Below are 17,605 nucleotides of genomic sequence, written 5' to 3' on the forward strand. Positions count from 1 at the left end.
CTGCAGCCCTCCTCCGTCCGCTTCGAGCGCCCGGCCGCGGGCCACCTGGTCGTCGCCACGCTGGCGATGGCGGCCGTGGTGCTCGCCTCCAACGTCCTCGTGCAGTTCGCCATCAACGACTGGCTGACCTGGGGCGCCTTCACCTATCCGGTGGCCTACCTCGTGAGCGACCTGGTCAACCGGCGCTTCGGCCCCGGCATGGCGCGGCGCGTGGCGTGGGTGGGCTTCGCGGTGGCGGTGGGCGTGTCGCTGCTGCTGGCGCCGGTACGCATCGCGGCGGCCTCGGGGCTGGCCTTCATCGCCTCGCAGCTGCTCGACATCGGCGTCTTCGACCGCCTGCGCCGCGGCCTCTGGTGGCGCGCGCCGCTGGTGGCCACGGTGATCGCCGCGGTGCTCGACAGCATCGTGTTCTGGGGCATCGCCTTCGCGGGCACCGAGGGCCCGTGGCTCACCTGGGCGCTCGGCGACCTCGCGGTGAAGCTGGCCGTCGGCGTGCTGATGCTGCTGCCCTTCAGGCTGCTGATCGGCCGGCAGGCCGCGCGCGCCTCGGCCGCCATGGGCTGACGGACGGCCGACCACGCAAACGACAATGCACCGAGCGCCCCATCCACTGCACCGCGCCGAACGCGCGAGCGCATTCCACTGAACCACTTCCTGCTTTCTTCGCGCCTTCGCGCCGGATTTCCAGAATGACCGAAGCAACCACCGCCAACCCGAACAACAAGTCGCGCCGCCCCCGTGGCGAGCGCCTGGACATGGCGCAGCAGCTGCAGGCCCTGCGGGCCGGCACGGACGGCTCGACGACGGCTTCCGAAGCCGCGGCCGGCACGCCCTCCGCTCCCGCGCAGGCGAAGCGGCCGCAGCAACAGCATCAGCAGCGCAAGTCGAAGAGGCCGCAGCAGGCGCAGTCTCCGCAGCAGCAACCGCAGCAGAAACAACCCCAGCAGCCGGCGCGCCCGCAACGCAAGGTGCATCCGGCGCTCGAGCGCCTGTTCGAGCTGTACCCGAACCTGTTCGGCGCGCGCTTCCTGCCGCTGAAGCTGGGCGTGTACGAGGAACTGCTGGCCCGCCACCCCGACGACTTCAAGGCCGAAGACCTGAAGGTGGCGATGGGCCTGCACGCGCGCTCCACGCGCTACCTCGAGAGCGTGGCCGCCGGCCATCCCCGCCATGACCTCGACGGCAACGTCGCCGAGCCGGTGGCCCCCGAGCACGTGCACCACGCCATCCTCGAGCTGCACCGCCGCCGCTCGCAGCGCACCGGCGAAGACCTGCGCCCGCAACTCGTCGCACGCCTGGCCCGCGCCGTCGAAGCCTCGGGCCTCGACCGCGAGGCCTACGCCGTGCTGGTGCGCTCGCGCGACGCGAACAACAACGCCGTGCTCGACGAAGCCCTGGCCCTGCTCGCGGAACAGGCCGCCAAGCGCGAGGCCCTGCTGCGCGCCTTCGAGGCCAGCGGGCGCAGCGAGAAGGAATTTGCGGACATGTACGGCATGACGCAGGGCGAGGTCGCACGCACGCTGCAACGTGCGCGGACCGACCGGACGGCAGCTGCCGCCGCCGTGCAGGAAGCTCCAGCAACGCCCGAAGCGACGGAAACCCCGGCCGCTCCCGAAGCTCCGGCTGCCGACTGACCCGGAAAGCCCCGCGTCGCAATTACGAGCCCACGAGCCTGCGAGCGCCCAAATGTAAAAGCCGCCACGGTGACGTGGCGGCTTTTTTCCTTATCGAGTCACGGGCCGGATGGCCGGCCCGTTCCGCTCAGCGCTGCGCGTTCTGCAGCGCGGCGATGCGCTCTTCGATCGGCGGGTGCGTGGCGAACAGCTTGCCGATGCTGCCGGTGATGCCCATGGCTTCCACCGCCTTCGGCAGTTCGCCGGCGGGCAGGCCGCCCAGGCGGGCCAGCGCGTTGATCATCGGCTGCTTCTGGCCCATCAGCGCGGCGGCGCCGGCGTCGGCGCGGAACTCGCGCTGGCGCGAGAACCAGGCCACCACCATCGCGGCGGCGAAGCCGAGCACGATATCGAGCACGATGGTGCTCACGTAGTAGCCGATGCCGGGGCCCGAGCTGCGGTCGTCGCCGCGGCGCAGGAAGCTGTCGACCGCATAGCCGATCACGCGCGACAGGAACACGACGAAGGTGTTCATCACGCCCTGGATCAGCGTCATGGTGACCATGTCGCCGTTGGCGATGTGCGCCACCTCGTGGCCGATGACGGCCTCGACCTCTTCGCGCGTCATGTTCTGCAGCAGTCCGGTGGACACCGCCACCAGCGACGAGTTCTTGAACGCGCCCGTCGCGAAGGCGTTGGGCTCGCCTTCGAAGATGCCGACCTCGGGCATGCCGATGCCGGCCTTGTCGGCGAACTTGCGCACCGTGCCGACGATCCAGGCCTCGTCGGGCGTCTGGGGGTTGTCGATCATGTGCAGGCCGGTGGTCCACTTGGCCATCGGCTTGCTGATGAGCAGCGAGATGATCGCGCCGCCGAAGCCCATCACCAGGGCGAAGCCGAGCAGCGCGGTCAGGTTGAGCCCGTTGGCCGTGAGAAAGCGATTGACGCCGAGCAGGCTGGCGACCACGCCGAGCACCGCGACGACCATCACGTTGGTCAGGACAAACAGAAGGATACGTTTCAAGTTGAATTCTCCGTGGGGAAATCTGCCACCCAGATGAGGGCCCCGGGGCCCTCTTCAAGCCGTTCTCGAGCAGTTCGCGGCCTGGAAGCCCTGGATGTTCGAGGTGTTCTGGGCGCTCCGGTCGGCGGCAGCCGGTGGAGCCATGATAGGAGCAAAAGTTCTAGGCCCCCGGTATTCCCCGACCGGTCAAGGGCCTGAAGACCTGCGGATCGTCATAGAACTGTGCTGCCTCGTTGTCGCGGCACCAGCCGGGCACGCCGAGCACCGGCAGCGGCACGAAGGGCTTGCGCCCGAGCCGCAGCGGGTCGAGCGCGGCGGCCACCTGGGCGTCGTCGAGCGCCGCCGGCCCGGTTTCGCCATTCAACGGCAGCAGCACGTGCGCGGTGATGGGCTTGCGCGGCGTGACGAGCTTCTCCAGCAGCGCATGGCCGAACAGCACCAGCCTGGCCTCGCGCCACAGCCGGCGCTCGCCGACGAAGAGCGTGTGCCAGTCGCGCGCGGCCAGCGCCCGCCACAGGGCCGGCGGCGCATCGAGCAAGGCGCCGTTCTCGTCGAACAGCGTGAGCGCGTCGCGCAGCGGCCCGCGCGTGGCGCCGACGCCGTCGCGCGCGATCTCGCCGGCCTGCAGCTCGTTGAGGCGGCGCTTCGCCTGCGGAAAGGCGAGCCACACCAGGCCGTTGAAGAAATCGTGCAGGTTGTCGCGTGTCGGGACCGTACGGGTGCGGAAGACGTGGGCCTCGTAGGCCTGGCCGGCGGGCAGCGCGTCCTGGCCTACGAAGTCGGGCGCCCACACCTGCCCTGATGCGTGCCTGATGTGCTGGAGCGCGGCTGCCACGCTGCCTTCGCCGTGCGCAATGGCCTGCATCGCCGCCTCGCCGCCGGCGCGATAGGGCGCGAGCCAAGGCTGCGCCCAGTCGATCGCCGACAGGGTCAAGGCGCAGGGGCGCCGGTCCAGCGGATGCGGTCCGGGTGCTGCATCAGCGCGAACTCGGCCGTGAGCTTCTCGAAGAGCTTGAGCGAGCTGCTGTTCTTGCCGAGCAGGCCCGCGGTGCGCAGAGCCTTGGCGACGTCGTTGAGCGGCACGTCCTTGCCGCTGCGCAGGGCCGGGGCGGCCTGCAGGATGAATTCGGCGGCTTCCGAAGGTTGCGGCTGCTGTGCCTGCTGCTGCGGCTCGGGCTTGGGCTCGGGCCTGCTGGCGGACTTCGCCGCCGTCTTGCGCGCCGCCGTCTTCGTCGCGGTCTTCTTCGCGGCGGGCGCGGCCTTGGCGCGCGTGGTCTTCGCGGCTGCGGTCTTCTTCGCGGGTACCGTGCGCGCGGCCGGCTTGGCGACGGCGTTGTGCGCGATGTCGGTGAAGGCGTCGTAGATGCCGACGGTTTCCTCGCCCGTCTTGCCCTGCTGGCCGATGCCGCAGACGCGGCAGCCCTTCTCGCGCAGGCGGATCACCAGCGGCGCGAAGTCGGAGTCGGAGGACACCAGCACCACCACGTCGGGCCGCTCGGCGATGGCGAGGTCGATGGCATCGACCGACAGCGCGATGTCGGTGCTGTTCTTGCCGGCCGACAGGTTCACCATCGGCCGCACCGAGAGGCGCTTGAAGAGCGCCTGCCGGTTCACCGCCATCTCGGCGTTGCAGTACGCGCGGCGAACGTGGATGGCGCCGTATTCGTCCATGGTGCGCTGCACGGCCTGCTCGATCACGTCCGCCGAGACGTTGTCGGCGTCGATCAGCAGCATCACGCGCAGCGATGAGACCGTCATGCCAGCTTCCAGTTGACCGTCTCGCCGCCGCGCAGCGGCTTGAGCGTGGCGTCGCCGTAGGGCACGGTCTCGGGCAGTGTCCAGCTCTCGCGCTTGAGCGTGACGGTGTCGGTGTGGCGCGGCAGGCCGTAGAAGTCGGGGCCGTGGAAGCTCGCGAAGCCCTCGAGCTTGTCGAGCGCGCCCGCGTTGTCGAAGGCCTCGGCGTACAGCTCGATGGCGGTGAGCGCGGTGTAGCAGCCGGCGCAGCCCAGCGCGTGCTCCTTCAGGTGTGCCGGGTGCGGCGCGCTGTCGGTGCCCAGGAAGAAGCGGTCGCTGCCGCTGGTGGCCGCCTCGACCAGCGCCACGCGGTGCGTCTCGCGCTTGAGCACGGGCAGGCAGTAGTAGTGCGGGCGGATGCCGCCGGTGAAGATGGCGTTTCGGTTGTAGAGCAGGTGGTGCGCCGTGATGGTGGCGGCCGTGAAGCGGCCGGCGTCGCGCACGTAGTGGGCGCCTTCCTTCGTGGTCAGGTGCTCGAACACCACCTTCAGTTCGGGGAAGTCGCGGCGCAGCGGGATCATCACGCGGTCGACGAAAACGGCCTCGCGGTCGAACAGGTCGATGGCCGGGTCGGTCACCTCGCCGTGCACCAGCAGCAGCAGGCCGTGCTTCTGCATGGCTTCGAGCGTCTTGTAGGTCTTGCGGATGTCGGTCACGCCGGCATCGCTGTTGGTGGTGGCGCCGGCCGGGTAGAGCTTGAGCGCGCGCACGCCTGCTTCGGCAGCCAGCGCGATTTCCTCGGGCGGCAGGTTGTCGGTGAGATAGAGCGACATCACCGGCTCGAAGCCGGTGCCTTCGGGCACGGCGGCGCGGATGCGGTCGCGATAGGCCACGGCCTGTGCGGCGGTGGTCACGGGGGGGCGGAGGTTCGGCATGATCAGCGCGCGGCCGAACTGGCGGGCGCTGTGGGGAACGACGGCTTCGAGTGCGGCGCCGTCGCGCACGTGCAGGTGCCAGTCGTCGGGGCGGGTGATCGTGAGGGTGTCTGTCATGGCCGGGGGATTGTCGCACCGGCCCCTTTCGGCCACGGGCCGGCTAGGTGCTGAACACCCGGCAGGTGCGCGAGCCGGCGCCCTGCAGCCACCTGAAGAAGTTGACCGAGCTTCGCGCGCCCTTCGTGGGCGGCCACGGGTCGAGGATGCGCAGCGTGGTGCCCCGCCCGCTGGGATCGTCGTCGCCCCGGATGCCCGCGATGACGACCATGTGGCCCGGCCGGCCGGCACTGGACGTGTCGCCTTTCCTGGCGTCCCACAGCATGTCGAGCATGAGCGGGCCCTCGTGCAGCGCCGCGCGCAGCGCCTTCAGCGACCAGGGCTGCGGCGGGCGCACTTCCAGGCCATGCGCGGCGGCGAGACGACTGCCTGCGTCCGTGTGCTCGTCATGCCCGCCATGCGTGTCGGCGAAATGATGCAAGCGGCCGTCTGGCGCGACCAGTTCGGCCGGCGTGCGCGCGAGCACCGCCTGCACGTTGGAGCGCGTCATCATCGCCACGCCCGCGGCCCAGCAGAGCGCGGCGGCGGGCGCCGGGATCAGCGCGACCGGATGCAGCACGGGCTCGGCGGCTTCGCCGTCGAAGGCGACGTTCTGCGTGCACGGGCCGGCCTCGCCGTCCTCCACCAGCCAGTGCGCGGCTTGCAGGCGCAGCACGGCCGCGCGCGTGAGCGGGCCGAAGTCGCCGTCGGTGGCGAGCGCGGGGATGGGCTTGAGTTTGCGGTTCAGGGCTTCCTGCAGTCGGCGGACGTCGATGCCGCGCCAACCCTGTTTAAGCGTGTTCATCCAGATACTTTTTCTCGAACGCTCGTTCGTATCGCGGACCCGGGAATCCGAGTGCCGATAGTCGAAACCAGGCCTGCGGGCGCACGGCCGCCAGACTGGCGCGCTCGGCGGCGCCGGACCATGGCGCTTGCTTTACGGAACCAGTACGCGCGCCGCGGCCGGCTGGATGCGGCCGCTGTCGCCGAGGGGACTTTCGAATGCTCCGTACAGGTCGGCCAGCCAGCTGTCGTAGGCGGCGGCGCGTTCGGCGTCGGGCAGCCGCAGCAGCGCGGAAGGATGCAGCGTGACGAACACCGGCCGGCCGTCGGCGCGCTCGTGCAGCCAGGCGCCGCGCTCGGCCTGCACCGCCACCGGGCGGCCGAGCAAGGCGCGCGCGGCGGTGGCGCCCAGGGCCACCAGCGCCCTGGGCTGCACGAGTGCGATCTCGCTGTCCAGCCAGTGGGCACAGGCTTCGGCCTCGCGCTGGGCGGCGGTCTTGTGGATGCGGCGCTTGCCGCGCAGCTCGTACTTGAAATGCTTGACGGCATTGGCCAGGTACACCGTGTCGCGCGGCCGGCCGAGCTGCGCCATCGCGCGATCGAGCAGCTGGCCGGCCGGCCCGACGAAGGGGCGGCCGGCCAGATCCTCCTGGTCGCCGGGCTGTTCGCCGACCAGCATGCGCTGCGCGCCCACGGGCCCTTCGCCGCACACGGCCTGGGTGGCGAGCGCGCCGATGGGGCAGTCGCGGCACGCATGCGTGACCGCGCGAAGTTCATCGAGGCTGGCCGGCGCCGCACGATCGGCCGGCAGCAGGTGCAGCGGCAGAGGGGCGCGGATGCGGCGCGCGGGCGTGGCCGGCGCGTCGATCATCGACTGGCTGCGCGCCTGCGCCGCGTCGGCCAGCGGCTGGATCAGCGCGGCCTCGGGCAGGTTGTGCCAGTAGCGGACCGGCATCTCGCGGCGCATCATCGCGAGCTTCAGCCGCGCGGGGTTGAAGATGTTCTCGTAATAAGTGAGCCAGAGTTGCTCGCCCGCATCCGGCGGCGGCCTCTCGCGCCGGTCGGCGCCGTCGCGGAAAGTCAGCGCCTGCCCGTCCCACGCCACGCAGCGCTCCGGCGTGAGGATGGCCCATTGCATCTGCGCGAAGCGGCGCGAGAAGAACGGCGCATTGGCCTCCACGATGCGGTGGTCGGGTTCGAACCACGCCACGTGGCGCTCGCCCTGCTCCCCTTCCACGCGGGTGAAACGCACGAAGGCGCGCATCTTGTGGATGTCGCGGCGCACGGCCTTGGCCATCAGCCCGGCACGCAGCATGTCGGCGTCGAGCGGGTCGTGCCGCAGCGAAGGTTCGTGCGCCAGCCGCCAGAGCAGCCGGTACATGAGCGCGAGGCGGCCCGGGTCGCGATGCAGGATCACGTCGGCACACAGCGCGAGGAACGACGCGGGCACCGGCTGGCGCGCGGCGCCGGCCGGTGCAGGCGGCGCGGCAGGCTCATCCGAAAACAGCCCGAGACCGCCCGCGGGGGCGTCCCCGAAAAGCTCCGCGCCGCCGCTGCCCTGCGTGCCGTCGCTCCACTCCACATGGTCGGGCGGCACGCCGTTGGCCAGCAGCTGGCGCGCCTCGCGGCGGAAGGCGTCGAGATCGACCGGGTCTTGGAGCCGCACGCGCATGCCGATGCCGATCTTTCTCTCGGCCTCAGAACAGCGCCGCCTGCGCCGGGACGGGAGCGGCCGCGGCGGACGCCGACATCGCCATCGCGTTCGCCGCCGGCCGGTGCCCGTCGGCCACCACGAAGGGCAGCACCTTGCGCGCCGGCACATGCAGGCGCCGCAGGTCGTCTGCCCTCACCCTTCGCACGCGACGCGCCTGCAGCAGCCGTTCGACCGCCTTCACCCCGAGGCCGGGCACGCGCAGCAGCATCTCTCGCGGGGCGTGGTTGAGGTCGACCGGGAAGCGCTCCGCATGCGCCAGCGCCCAGGCCAGCTTGGGATCGACGTCCAGCCGCAGCAGGCCGTCGGGCGAGGCCACGATCTCCTGGTGCTCGAAGCCGTAGAAGCGCATGAGCCAGTCGGCCTGGTACAGCCGGTGCTCGCGCATGAGCGGCGGCGCGGCCAGCGGCAGCGCGCGGGCCGCGTCGGGGATGGGACTGAAGGCCGAGTAGTACACCCGCTTGAGCTTGTAGGCGCCGTAGAGCGTGGCGCTGGAGGCCAGGATGTGGCGGTCGTCGGTGGCGTCGGCGCCCACGATCATCTGCGTGCTCTGGCCCGCGGGCGCGAAGGGCGGCGGCTTGGCGGCAGCCGGCGCGGCGCCCGGCAGCGCGCGGATCGGCACCACCCGGCGCGCCTCCTCGCCGGTGTCGTCGATGCGAAGCCGCAGCCGCGCCATCGAGCGGCGGATGGCGCTCTCGTCCTTCTCGGGCGCCAGCGCGCGCAGACCCTCGGCGGTGGGCAGCTCGACGTTGATGCTGAGCCGGTCGGCATAGCGGCCGGCGCGCGCCAGCAGTTCGTCGCTGGCGTCGGGGATGGTCTTGAGGTGGATGTAGCCGCGGAAGTCATGCTCCTCGCGCAGCTGGCGCGCGACCTCGACCACCTGCTCCATGGTGTGGTCGGGCGACTTGACGATGCCGCTGGAGAGGAACAGGCCCTCGATGCAGTTGCGCCGGTAGAAGTCGAGCGTGAGCTGAACCACCTCCTCGACCCGGAAGCGCGCCCGCGGCACGTTGCTCGACGCGCGGTTCACGCAATAGAGGCAGTCGTACTGGCAGTGGTTGGTCAGCAGCACCTTCAGCAGCGAGATGCAGCGGCCGTCGGGCGCGTAGCTGTGGCAGATGCCTGCGCCCTCGGTGGAGCCGATGCCGCGTCCGCCCAGCGAGTCGCGCGGCTGCGAACCGCTCGACGCGCAGGAAGCGTCGTACTTCGCGGCGTCGGCCAGGATGGCGAGTTTGCGCTGGATGTCCATGGGGCAGTCGATCGAAAACTGTATGAATATACAGTTTTAAGCCGATTGTGTCCTGCCCTGGCGTGCGGTTTTCCGGCCGACCCGCATCTGCAGTGGCTGGTTTTTCAGCCGCCGATTTGCGGGAAAACCGCAGGTCCGCTGAAAAAACTCCAATGGAATCAGCCACTTGGGTTTGGCGGCCCGCGTGGCACATGCGTTGCTATCCAAGCGGCACACCCGACAGAGGATGGCGACACGCCAATGACCGACCTACCCGCCCCCGCCGCCGCGCCGCCACCACCGGCCGGCCCCCGACTCACCACCTCGCACTGACGCGCCGCGCGTCGCGCTTCGATCCGGCCCGCGCCGGGTCGCGCCGCCGCATGGCCGTGCCGGCCAGGGGGAGCCGCCCCTTCCCCCATCGCTTGTTCAACCAGAACCACAACGGAGACAGAGAAGATGACCAGAACCGAGAAGAAGAGCCCTCGCCTTCGCCCGACCCCCGTGCGCATCGGCACGCTGCTGGCCGTGCTGGCGCTCACCGCCTGCGGCGGCGGCAGCGACGGAGGTGGAGGCGGCTTCAGCTTCATTCCGCCCGCTGCAGGAGGTGGCGGCGGGGGCGGCGGGGGAGGCGGTGGCGGCACCACGCCGACCGATCCGTCCGGCCCCGGCAACCCGCCGCCGGTCGATGCCACGGTGCGCATCGGCGTGCTGTCCTCGTCGCCGCAGCTGGTGACGGGCGACGACGCGCTGGTCGAGCTCGAATTGCTGCGCGAGAAAGCCGACGGCAACCTCGCGGTGTCGGTCGACGGGCGCGACGTGACGGCGGCGTTCTCGCGCGACCCCGCCAACGGCCGCCTGGTGGGCAAGGTCACGGGGCTGAAGCTGGGCTCCAACGAACTGGTCGCAAGCTATGGCGGCTACAGCGCGAAGCTGCAGCTGACGGCCTACCCGATCACCGGGCCGGTGATTTCCGGCCCGCATGAGGAGCCCTTCGTGTGCGGCTATGCCACTTTCACCCGCATGGGCGGCCAGGTGCTCAAGCCGCTGGACGACGGCAAGTGCTCGGTGGAGACGCGCGTCGACTACTACTACCGCACCACCGCCGGCAGCAACGTGCGCTTCGTGCCGGAATCGATCACCACCTACCCGGCCAACATGGCCTGGCTCACCATCAACGGCAAGCAGGTGCCCTACGTGGTGCGGCTCGAAAGCGGCACCATCAACCGCGGGCTGTACCAGTCGGCGATCCTGCACGACGTGCTCAACGAGCCCGCGCCCTCGCCCACCTCGCGCCCGGCCGGCTGGAACGGCACGCTGCTCTATCCGCTGGGCGGCGGCTGCCAGGGCGGCTGGTTCCAGCAGGGCAACGACTTCGCCACGCTCATCAACCCGACCTACCAGAGCCGCGGCTTCGCCGTGACCACCTCCACGCTCAACGTCTTCGGCACCAACTGCAACGACCAGCTTTCCTCGGAGACCATCGCGATGGTGAAGGAGCGCTTCATCGAGAACTTCGGCGTGCCGGCCCACACCATCGGCACCGGCGGCTCGGGCGGCTCCTACCAGAGCCACCAGACCAGCGACAACTACCCCGGCCTCTTCGACGGCGTGGTGGTGAGCCAGGTGTTCGCGGACGTCACCTCCTCCACCATCTTCAAGCTGCACGACTCGCGCGTGCTCAACAACTACTTCAACGACCCGGCCACCGCGGCGCTGGCCTACACCACGGCCGAGAAGCAGGCGATCTCGGGCTACCTGCAGATCGCCAACATCTCGAACATGAGCGGCCAGGCCGGCCGGCTCGACCCGACGGTGTCGTTCCCCGCGGGCGTGCCCACGGAGCAGCGCTACAACGCGCTGACCAACCCGACGGGCGCTCGCGCGACGGTGTTCGACCACACGGTGAACATCTACGGCAAGACCGAGGCCGAGGGCTTCGCGCTGCGCCCGATCGACAACGTGGGCATCCAGTACGGCCTGAACGCGCTCAACGAGGGCAAGCTCAGCATCGAGAAATTCCTCGACCTGAACGAGCGCGTGGGCGGCGTCGACCGCGACATGAAGCGCACCGCCACGCGCACCGTGGGCGACATCGACGCGCTGCGCCGGGCCTACCAGTCGGGGCGCATCGTCAACGGCGCGGGCGGGCTGGCGTCCACCGCCATCATCGACCTGCGCGACTACAACGACGGTGCAACGGGCGGCGACATCCACACCAAGATCCATTCGTTCTCGATGCGAGAACGCCTGCGGCGCGCCAACGGCAACATCGACAACCACGTGATGTGGACCATGGGCGGCGGCAACGCGGCCGCCTTCGACGAGATGGTGAAGTGGCTCACCGCGGTGAAGGCCGACACCTCCGATCGCACCAAGGCCAGGAAGATCGCCGCCAACCGCCCGGCCGACCTGCAGGACGCCTGCTGGAACGCGGGCCTGAAGTATACCGAGGAGCAGACCGCCTTCGGCAGCGGCGCGTGCAATACCTTCTACCCGGCCGGCACCACGCCGCGCATGGCTGCGGGCGGCCCTCTCGCCGACGACATCGCCAAGTGCCAGCTGAAGCCGCTGAATCCCTCGGACTACAGCGTGAGCTTCAACCCGGCGCAATGGGCGCGCCTGAATGCCGCCTTCCCCGACGGCGTGTGCGACTGGACCAGGCCCGGCGTCGGCCAGCAGCCGCTGACCGGCACCTGGTTGTCGTTCGGCCCCTCGCCGGTGAACCTGCTGTTCGACATCACGAAGAAGCTGGTGTCGAGCTTCATGTAAGCCATGTCGCGGGCGGGCCGGCTTGCGCGGCCCTCCCGCCCTTTCCCCCTGGAGTGAACCTTGAAAGCATCCATGAAGAAGACCCCTGCGCCCGCAGTCCATCTCGCCCTGACCCTGGCCCTCGGCCTGGCCGCAGCCACCGGCGCGCAAGCGCAGGACTTTCCCGGCGGCAAGCCCATCACCATCGTCGTGCCCTTCGCGGCCGGCGGACCCACCGACCGCGTGGCGCGCGACCTGGCGGAGGCAATGCGCAAGCCGCTGGACGGCACCAGCATCGTGATCGACAACGCCGCCGGCGCCGGCAGCACCATCGGCAACGCCAAGGTGGCGCGCGCCAGGCCCGACGGCTACACCCTGCTGCTCACCCACGTGGGCATGGCCACCACGCCGGTGCTCTACCGCAAGCTGCCCTACAACTACGAGACCGACTTCGAGTACCTGGGCATGATCAACGACGTGCCCATGACCGTCATCGGCAAGCCCCAGCTGCAGGCCCGCAGCTTCGGCGAGCTGCGCGAGTGGATCGCGAAGAACCCGGGCAAGACCAACCTCGGCAACGCGGGCATCGGCTCGGCCTCGCACCTGTGCGGCCTGCTGCTGCAGAGCGAGCTCAAGGCCGAGATGACCACCGTGCCCTACAAGGGCACCGCCCCGGCCATCGCCGACCTGCTGGGCGGCCAGATCGACCTGCTGTGCGACCAGACCACCAACACCACCTCGCAGATCGAGGCCGGGAAGGTCAAGGCCTACGGCGTGACCACGCTCAAGCGGCTGGGCACGCCCGCGCTGAAGGACCTGCCCACGCTGGACGAGTCGGGCCTGAAGAACTTCCAGGTGACCATCTGGCACGGCCTCTACGCGCCCAAGGGCACGCCCGCGCCGGTGCTCAGGAAGCTCAACGACGCGCTCAAGGCCGCGCTGAAAGACCCGGAGTTCGTCAAGAAGGAGGAGGGCCTGGGCGCGGTGGTGGTGGCCGACCGCCGCGTGGAGCCGGCCGAGCACAGGAAGTTCGTGCAGCAGGAAGTAGCGCGCTTCGGACCGGTGGTCAAGGCCGCAGGCGTGTACGCCGACTGAGGCACGGACATGGTGCGACGCATGGGCGACAGCGAGGGTAATTCCGCCTCGGCGCGGCGGGGAGTGCTGCATACCATCGGGGCCCCTTGCTGCCCGACGGCGGACTCCCGCTTCCCGCTCCCGTGTCGTCACTGCTCCTATCGGCCGGCCGCGCCGTGCTGAAGCTCTCCGCGCCTTACCGGGCCGGCTTTGCCGGATCGCCCGACGACCTGCGCGACAAGGCCGTGCTGGCGCGCTTCCATGGCGACGCCCCCGCCCTCGCGGCCGGGGCGCCGCCTCTTGCGCGCTGGCGCCTGTGGGCTGCCGTGTGCGTATGGCTGTGCCTCATCGCGGCCGGCGGCGCGCTGGCCTACCTGCTGGGCGAGCGCGCAGGCATCCGCTCGCTGCAGCAGGGCACGCTGCACCGGCTCGACATCTACGCCACCAGCCTGCGCAGCGAGCTCAGCCGCTACGAGTACCTGCCGCAGGTGGTGTCGCTGAGCCCCGACGTGCTCGACCTGCTGCGCAAGCCGCGCGACGCCGGCCAGCAGCTGGACGCCAACGTCTACCTGGAGACCGTCAACGCGCACGCGCAGGCCTCGGCCATCTACGTGATGGACGAGACCGGCCTCACGCTGGCCGCCAGCAACTGGAACCAGCCGGGCAGCTTCGTGGACATGAACTTCTCGTACCGCCCCTACTTCCAGGACGCGCTGCGCGGCGTGCCGGGGCGCTTCTACGGCATCGGCACGGTCAGCCGCGAGCCGGGCTACTACTTCTCCTTCGGCATCATCGACGGGCCGCGCCGGCTGGGCGTGGCGACGGTGAAGGTCAACCTCGACAAGCTCGACGCGGCCTGGTCGCACTCGGCCGACCGCGTGTTCGCCATCGACGGCAACGGCGTGGTGTTCCTGTCGTCCGACCCCGGCTGGAAGTTCCGCGCGCTGCGCCCGCTGTCGAGCGAGACCCTCAGGCAGCTCGCGCAGACGCGCCAGTACACCGAGGCCGGCGCGCTCACGCCCATCGACATGCGCGAGCACCGGCCGCTGTCGGGCGGCGCGGGCACGGTGGTGCAGCTGCGCGCGAGCGAGGCGCCGCAGCGCCCCGGCGCCACGCCCTTCGGCCCCGACTACCTGCTCGACAGCCGTCCGGTGGACGGCACCGACTGGAAGCTCATCATGCTGTCGGACATGAAGCCAGTGCATGCGCTCGCGCGCACCAGCGCGCTGGCGACGATGTTCGCGCTGGTGTTCCTCACGCTGCTGGTGATGTACCTGCAGCAGCGCCGCCGCATCGTGCACCAGCGGCTGGCCGCGCGCGAGGCGCTGCAGGGCGCCTACGACGAGCTGGAGCACAAGGTGCAGCTGCGCACCGAGGCGCTGAGCGAGGCCAACCAGCACCTGCAGACCGAGATCGCCGAGCGCAAGCGTGCCGAGGAGATCCTGAAGAACACGCTCGACGACCTGGTGCAGACCGGCAAGATGGCCGTGCTCGGGCAGATGTCGGCCGGCATCACGCACGAGCTCAACCAGCCGCTGGCCGCGCTGCGCACGCTGTCGGCCAACGCGGTGGTGTTCCTGGAGCGCGGGCAGTCCGAGCAGGTCGACCTGAACCTGCGCACCATCTGCGATCTGACCGACCGCATGGGGCAGATCACCGCGCAGCTGAAGAAATTCGCGCGCCGCTCGGCGGTGGAGCTGCAGTCGGTGGCGCTGGCCGACGTGATCGCCGATGCGCTCTTCCTGCTGGGCCAGCGCATCCGCCAGGAGCACATCGAACTCGAGCAGTTCGTGGAACCGGGACTCTTCGCGCGCTGCGAGGGCAACCGGCTCGAGCAGGTGCTGGTCAACCTGCTGGTCAATGCCTTCGACGCGGTCGCGGCCGCCGGCGCCAGCCCGCGCCGCGTGCGCATCGTGGCGCGCCGCAGCGCCGAGGGCGTGGCGGTGGAAGTGCACGACAACGGCACCGGCATCGCGCCGGAGGTGATGCCGCGCCTTTTCGAACCCTTCTTCACCACCAAGGAACAGGGCCTGGGCCTGGGACTGGGGCTGGCCATCTCGGCCGGCATCGTGCGCGACTTCGGCGGGCTGCTGCGCGCCGGCGAGAGCGAACTCGGCGGCGCGGCCTTCGTCGTCGCGCTGCGCGACGGGCTGCGCGATGCGCCCGCCACATTCGAAAAGCAGGGAGCCCTGCAGGGAACATTTCATGCCTGAACACGAACTCGAGGTTCTTTTCGTCGAGGACGACCCGGCCGTGCGCCTGGGCAGCACGCAGGCGCTGCAGCTGGCGGGGCTGCGCGTGACGGGCCTGGGCTCGGCCGAGCAGGTGCTGCCGCGCGTGGTGCCGGGCTTCGCGGGCGTGCTGGTCACCGACGTGAGGCTGCCCGGCATGGACGGCCTGGCGCTGCTGTCGCGCGCGCTGCAGATCGACCCGACGCTGCCGGTCATCCTGGTCACCGGCCACGGCGACATCACCATGGCGGTGCAGGCCATGCGCCTGGGCGCCTACGACTTCCTGGAAAAGCCCTTCTCGCCCGACCAGCTCACCGAGGTGGTCCAGCGCGCGCTCGAGAAGCGGGCGCTGAGCCTGGAAGTCGACCAGCTGCGCCGCAAGCTCGCGGGCTACGAGTCGATCGAGGCGCGGCTGATCGGGCGCTCCTCGGCCATGCAGCGGCTGCGCCGCCTCGTGCTGGACGTGGCCAGTTCCGACGCCGACGTGCTGATCCTCGGCGAGACCGGCACGGGCAAGGAACTGGTGGCGCGCTGCCTGCACGACTGCGGGCGACGGCGCGAAGGCAACTTCGCGGCCATCAACTGCGGCGGCATGCCCGAGGCGCTGTTCGAGAGCGAGATGTTCGGCCACGAGGCCGGCGCCTTCACCGGCGCCGCGCGCAGGCGCATCGGCAAGATCGAGCACGCGCGCGGCGGCACGCTGTTCCTCGACGAGATCGAGACCATGCCGATGAACCTGCAGGTCAAGATGCTGCGCGCCCTGCAGGAGCGCCAGTTCGAGCGGCTGGGCTCCAACGAGCTGCGCCCGATGGACAGTCGCGTGATCGCCGCCACCAAGGCCGACCTGCTGCAGGCCGCGCAGGCGCAGAAGTTCCGCGACGACCTCTACTACCGCCTGAGCGTGGTGGTGCTGCACCTGCCGCCGCTGCGCGAGCGGCGCGAGGACATCCCGCTGCTGTTCACCCACTTCGCGATGCAGGCCGCTCTGCGCCACGGGCGCGAGCAGCCTGCGGTCGCGCCGCGCCACCTGCAGGCGCTGATGGCACATGCCTGGCCCGGCAACGTACGCGAGCTGCGCAACATCGCCGACCGCTTCGTGCTCGGGCTGTGGGACGGCGAGGAGGGCTTCCGCAGCCTGGCGCAGGGTCCGCGCACGCTCGACGAGCAGATGGCGCAGTTCGAGCGCTACCTGATCCGCGAGGCGCTGGAGGCCTGCAACGGGAGCGCGGCCGCGGCAGCCGAACGCCTGGGCGTGCCGCGCAAGACCCTTTACGACAAGATGCGCCGCCTCGGCCCGCTGGACGCGGCGCCGTCCGACGACACGATGGCCTCGGCCCCGCCACGCCGCGCGTTGCGCAGCGCCTGAACCTTGGCTAGGCTCGCGGTCAGATGACCGAAGCCGCCACGACCGCCCACCAGCCCACCCCACCCGGCCCGTCCGCCACACCGGCCCTGCCGCTGGCCACCAGCCTTGCCGAAGGCGGCCTGGCCGCCAGGTTCAGCACCCCCGAGGGCGTGCCCGCCTTCGCGGTGCGCTGGCAGGGCGCGGTTCACGCCTACCTCAACCAGTGCCCGCATGCCGGCGGGCCGCTCGACTTCGAGGGCCAGGTGCTGGAGAGTTCGGGGCGCTTCCTGATGTGCGCCCGACACGGCGCCATCTTCGAGCCCGACACCGGCAAGTGCGTCGGCGGCCCGTGCCGGGGCGCGCGGCTCACGCCATTGGCCGTCCACGAGAAGCCCGACGGCAGCGTCTGGCCCGGGGCGGCCGGCTGAAGTCGGCACAAGATCCACCATCCAGGAGCAACGACATGCGCAACTGCACCAACCGATTCCGCACTCTCCCGCATATGGCGCTGCCCGCCGCGACCCTTGCCCTGGCCGGGCTGCTGGCAGGCTGCGCGAACATGTCCTCGCCCGTGGGCAAGGGCTCCACGGGCATGAAGGTCACTTCCAGCGCCTTCGCCGACAACGGCACCATCCCGGCCGAGCATGCGGGCGCCGGCGAATGCGGCGGCAAGAACATCTCGCCGCCCGTGGCCTGGAGCAACCTGCCGGCCAAGACCAAGTCGGTCGCGGTGCTGGTGTTCGACCCCGACGGCGCGGCCGGCCTGGGCGTGTCGCACTGGGTGGCCTACAACATCGCTGCCGAGCGCGGCGAGCTCAAGGCGGGCGAAGGGGCTGCGGGCTCGAACTTCGACTTCACCATGGGCCCGAACGTGGCCGGCGCGCCCGCCTACCGCGGCATGTGCCCGCCGGTGGGCGACCGGCCTCACCACTACGTCATGACGGTGATCGCCACCGAACTCGCGCCGGGCAGCCTGCCCGCCGGCCTCGGCCGCGACGCGCTGCTGGCCGCGCTCAAGGGCCGAGCCCTCGGCGGCCAGAGCGTGGTGGGCCTGTACAGCCGCTGAGTCCGGAGGCCTGC

15 protein-coding genes are annotated in these 17,605 nt (G+C 70.7%); 8 read left to right on the forward strand and 7 right to left on the reverse strand.

Annotated features, from left to right (window positions below):
- The gene (locus tag G369_RS0133125) at positions 1–564 is read left to right on the forward strand and encodes a VUT family protein (protein ID WP_207902222.1); all 564 of its coding nucleotides are present in this window, start codon (positions 1–3) and stop codon (positions 562–564) included.
- A 125-nt stretch (positions 565–689) separates the two neighbouring features.
- Positions 690–1,634, forward strand: coding sequence for a ProQ/FINO family protein (locus tag G369_RS0133130; protein WP_019658373.1), 945 nt, complete (start codon positions 690–692; stop codon positions 1,632–1,634).
- Between the two features lie 127 nt (positions 1,635–1,761).
- Here the strand turns inward: G369_RS0133130 and htpX are convergent, their stop codons facing one another.
- The 7 genes from htpX to G369_RS0133165 all read right to left on the reverse strand — a co-directional run bounded on the left by htpX (position 1,762) and on the right by G369_RS0133165 (position 9,145).
- Entirely contained in the window at positions 1,762–2,637 is an 876-nt protein-coding gene (htpX, locus tag G369_RS0133135; protein WP_019658374.1) for a protease HtpX, read from the reverse strand.
- 160 nt (positions 2,638–2,797) lie between these two features.
- Positions 2,798–3,571, reverse strand: a complete 774-nt coding sequence (locus G369_RS0133140) for a DUF3025 domain-containing protein (RefSeq protein WP_019658375.1) — start codon at positions 3,569–3,571, stop codon at positions 2,798–2,800.
- Entirely contained in the window at positions 3,568–4,395 is an 828-nt protein-coding gene (locus tag G369_RS0133145) for an NYN domain-containing protein (protein WP_019658376.1), read from the reverse strand. Before G369_RS0133145 ends, G369_RS0133140 begins: the two co-directional genes overlap by 4 nt.
- On the reverse strand, positions 4,392–5,423 hold the full coding sequence (gene pyrC, locus G369_RS0133150) for a dihydroorotase (RefSeq protein WP_019658377.1): 1,032 nt from the start codon (positions 5,421–5,423) through the stop codon (positions 4,392–4,394). Before pyrC ends, G369_RS0133145 begins: the two co-directional genes overlap by 4 nt.
- A gap of 43 nt (positions 5,424–5,466) precedes the next feature.
- A complete protein-coding gene (locus tag G369_RS0133155; RefSeq protein WP_026346842.1) occupies positions 5,467–6,207 on the reverse strand; it encodes a papain-like cysteine protease family protein in 741 nt (246 codons plus the stop codon).
- Between the two features lie 132 nt (positions 6,208–6,339).
- A complete protein-coding gene (locus tag G369_RS0133160; protein WP_019658378.1) occupies positions 6,340–7,857 on the reverse strand; it encodes a UdgX family uracil-DNA binding protein in 1,518 nt (505 codons plus the stop codon).
- Positions 7,858–7,882: 25 nt separating this feature from the next.
- Complete coding sequence (locus G369_RS0133165) at positions 7,883–9,145, reverse strand: putative DNA modification/repair radical SAM protein (RefSeq protein WP_019658379.1); 1,263 nt, start codon at positions 9,143–9,145, stop codon at positions 7,883–7,885.
- 438 nt (positions 9,146–9,583) lie between these two features.
- On the opposite strand from G369_RS0133165, the gene G369_RS0133170 reads away from it, so the two are divergent.
- The 6 genes from G369_RS0133170 (at position 9,584) to G369_RS0133195 (ending at position 17,591) form a co-directional block, all read left to right on the forward strand.
- Positions 9,584–11,896, forward strand: coding sequence for a DUF6351 family protein (locus tag G369_RS0133170; RefSeq protein WP_020723433.1), 2,313 nt, complete (start codon positions 9,584–9,586; stop codon positions 11,894–11,896).
- A gap of 72 nt (positions 11,897–11,968) precedes the next feature.
- Positions 11,969–12,970, forward strand: coding sequence for a tripartite tricarboxylate transporter substrate-binding protein (locus G369_RS0133175; RefSeq protein WP_019658381.1), 1,002 nt, complete (start codon positions 11,969–11,971; stop codon positions 12,968–12,970).
- Between the two features lie 122 nt (positions 12,971–13,092).
- Positions 13,093–15,162, forward strand: coding sequence for a sensor histidine kinase (locus tag G369_RS36765; RefSeq protein ID WP_051127688.1), 2,070 nt, complete (start codon positions 13,093–13,095; stop codon positions 15,160–15,162).
- A complete protein-coding gene (locus G369_RS0133185; RefSeq protein ID WP_019658383.1) occupies positions 15,155–16,546 on the forward strand; it encodes a sigma-54-dependent transcriptional regulator in 1,392 nt (463 codons plus the stop codon). The genes G369_RS36765 and G369_RS0133185 overlap by 8 nt, the downstream gene beginning before the upstream one ends.
- Positions 16,547–16,569: 23 nt before the next feature.
- Complete coding sequence (locus G369_RS0133190; protein WP_019658384.1) at positions 16,570–16,953, forward strand: Rieske (2Fe-2S) protein; 384 nt, start codon at positions 16,570–16,572, stop codon at positions 16,951–16,953.
- Positions 16,954–17,027: 74 nt separating this feature from the next.
- A complete protein-coding gene (locus G369_RS0133195; protein WP_019658385.1) occupies positions 17,028–17,591 on the forward strand; it encodes a YbhB/YbcL family Raf kinase inhibitor-like protein in 564 nt (187 codons plus the stop codon).
- Positions 17,592–17,605: the final 14 nt, after the last annotated feature.

Origin of the sequence: Variovorax atrisoli 110B (assembly GCF_000382045.1) — a bacterium.
Classification (GTDB): domain Bacteria; phylum Pseudomonadota; class Gammaproteobacteria; order Burkholderiales; family Burkholderiaceae_C; genus Variovorax; species Variovorax atrisoli.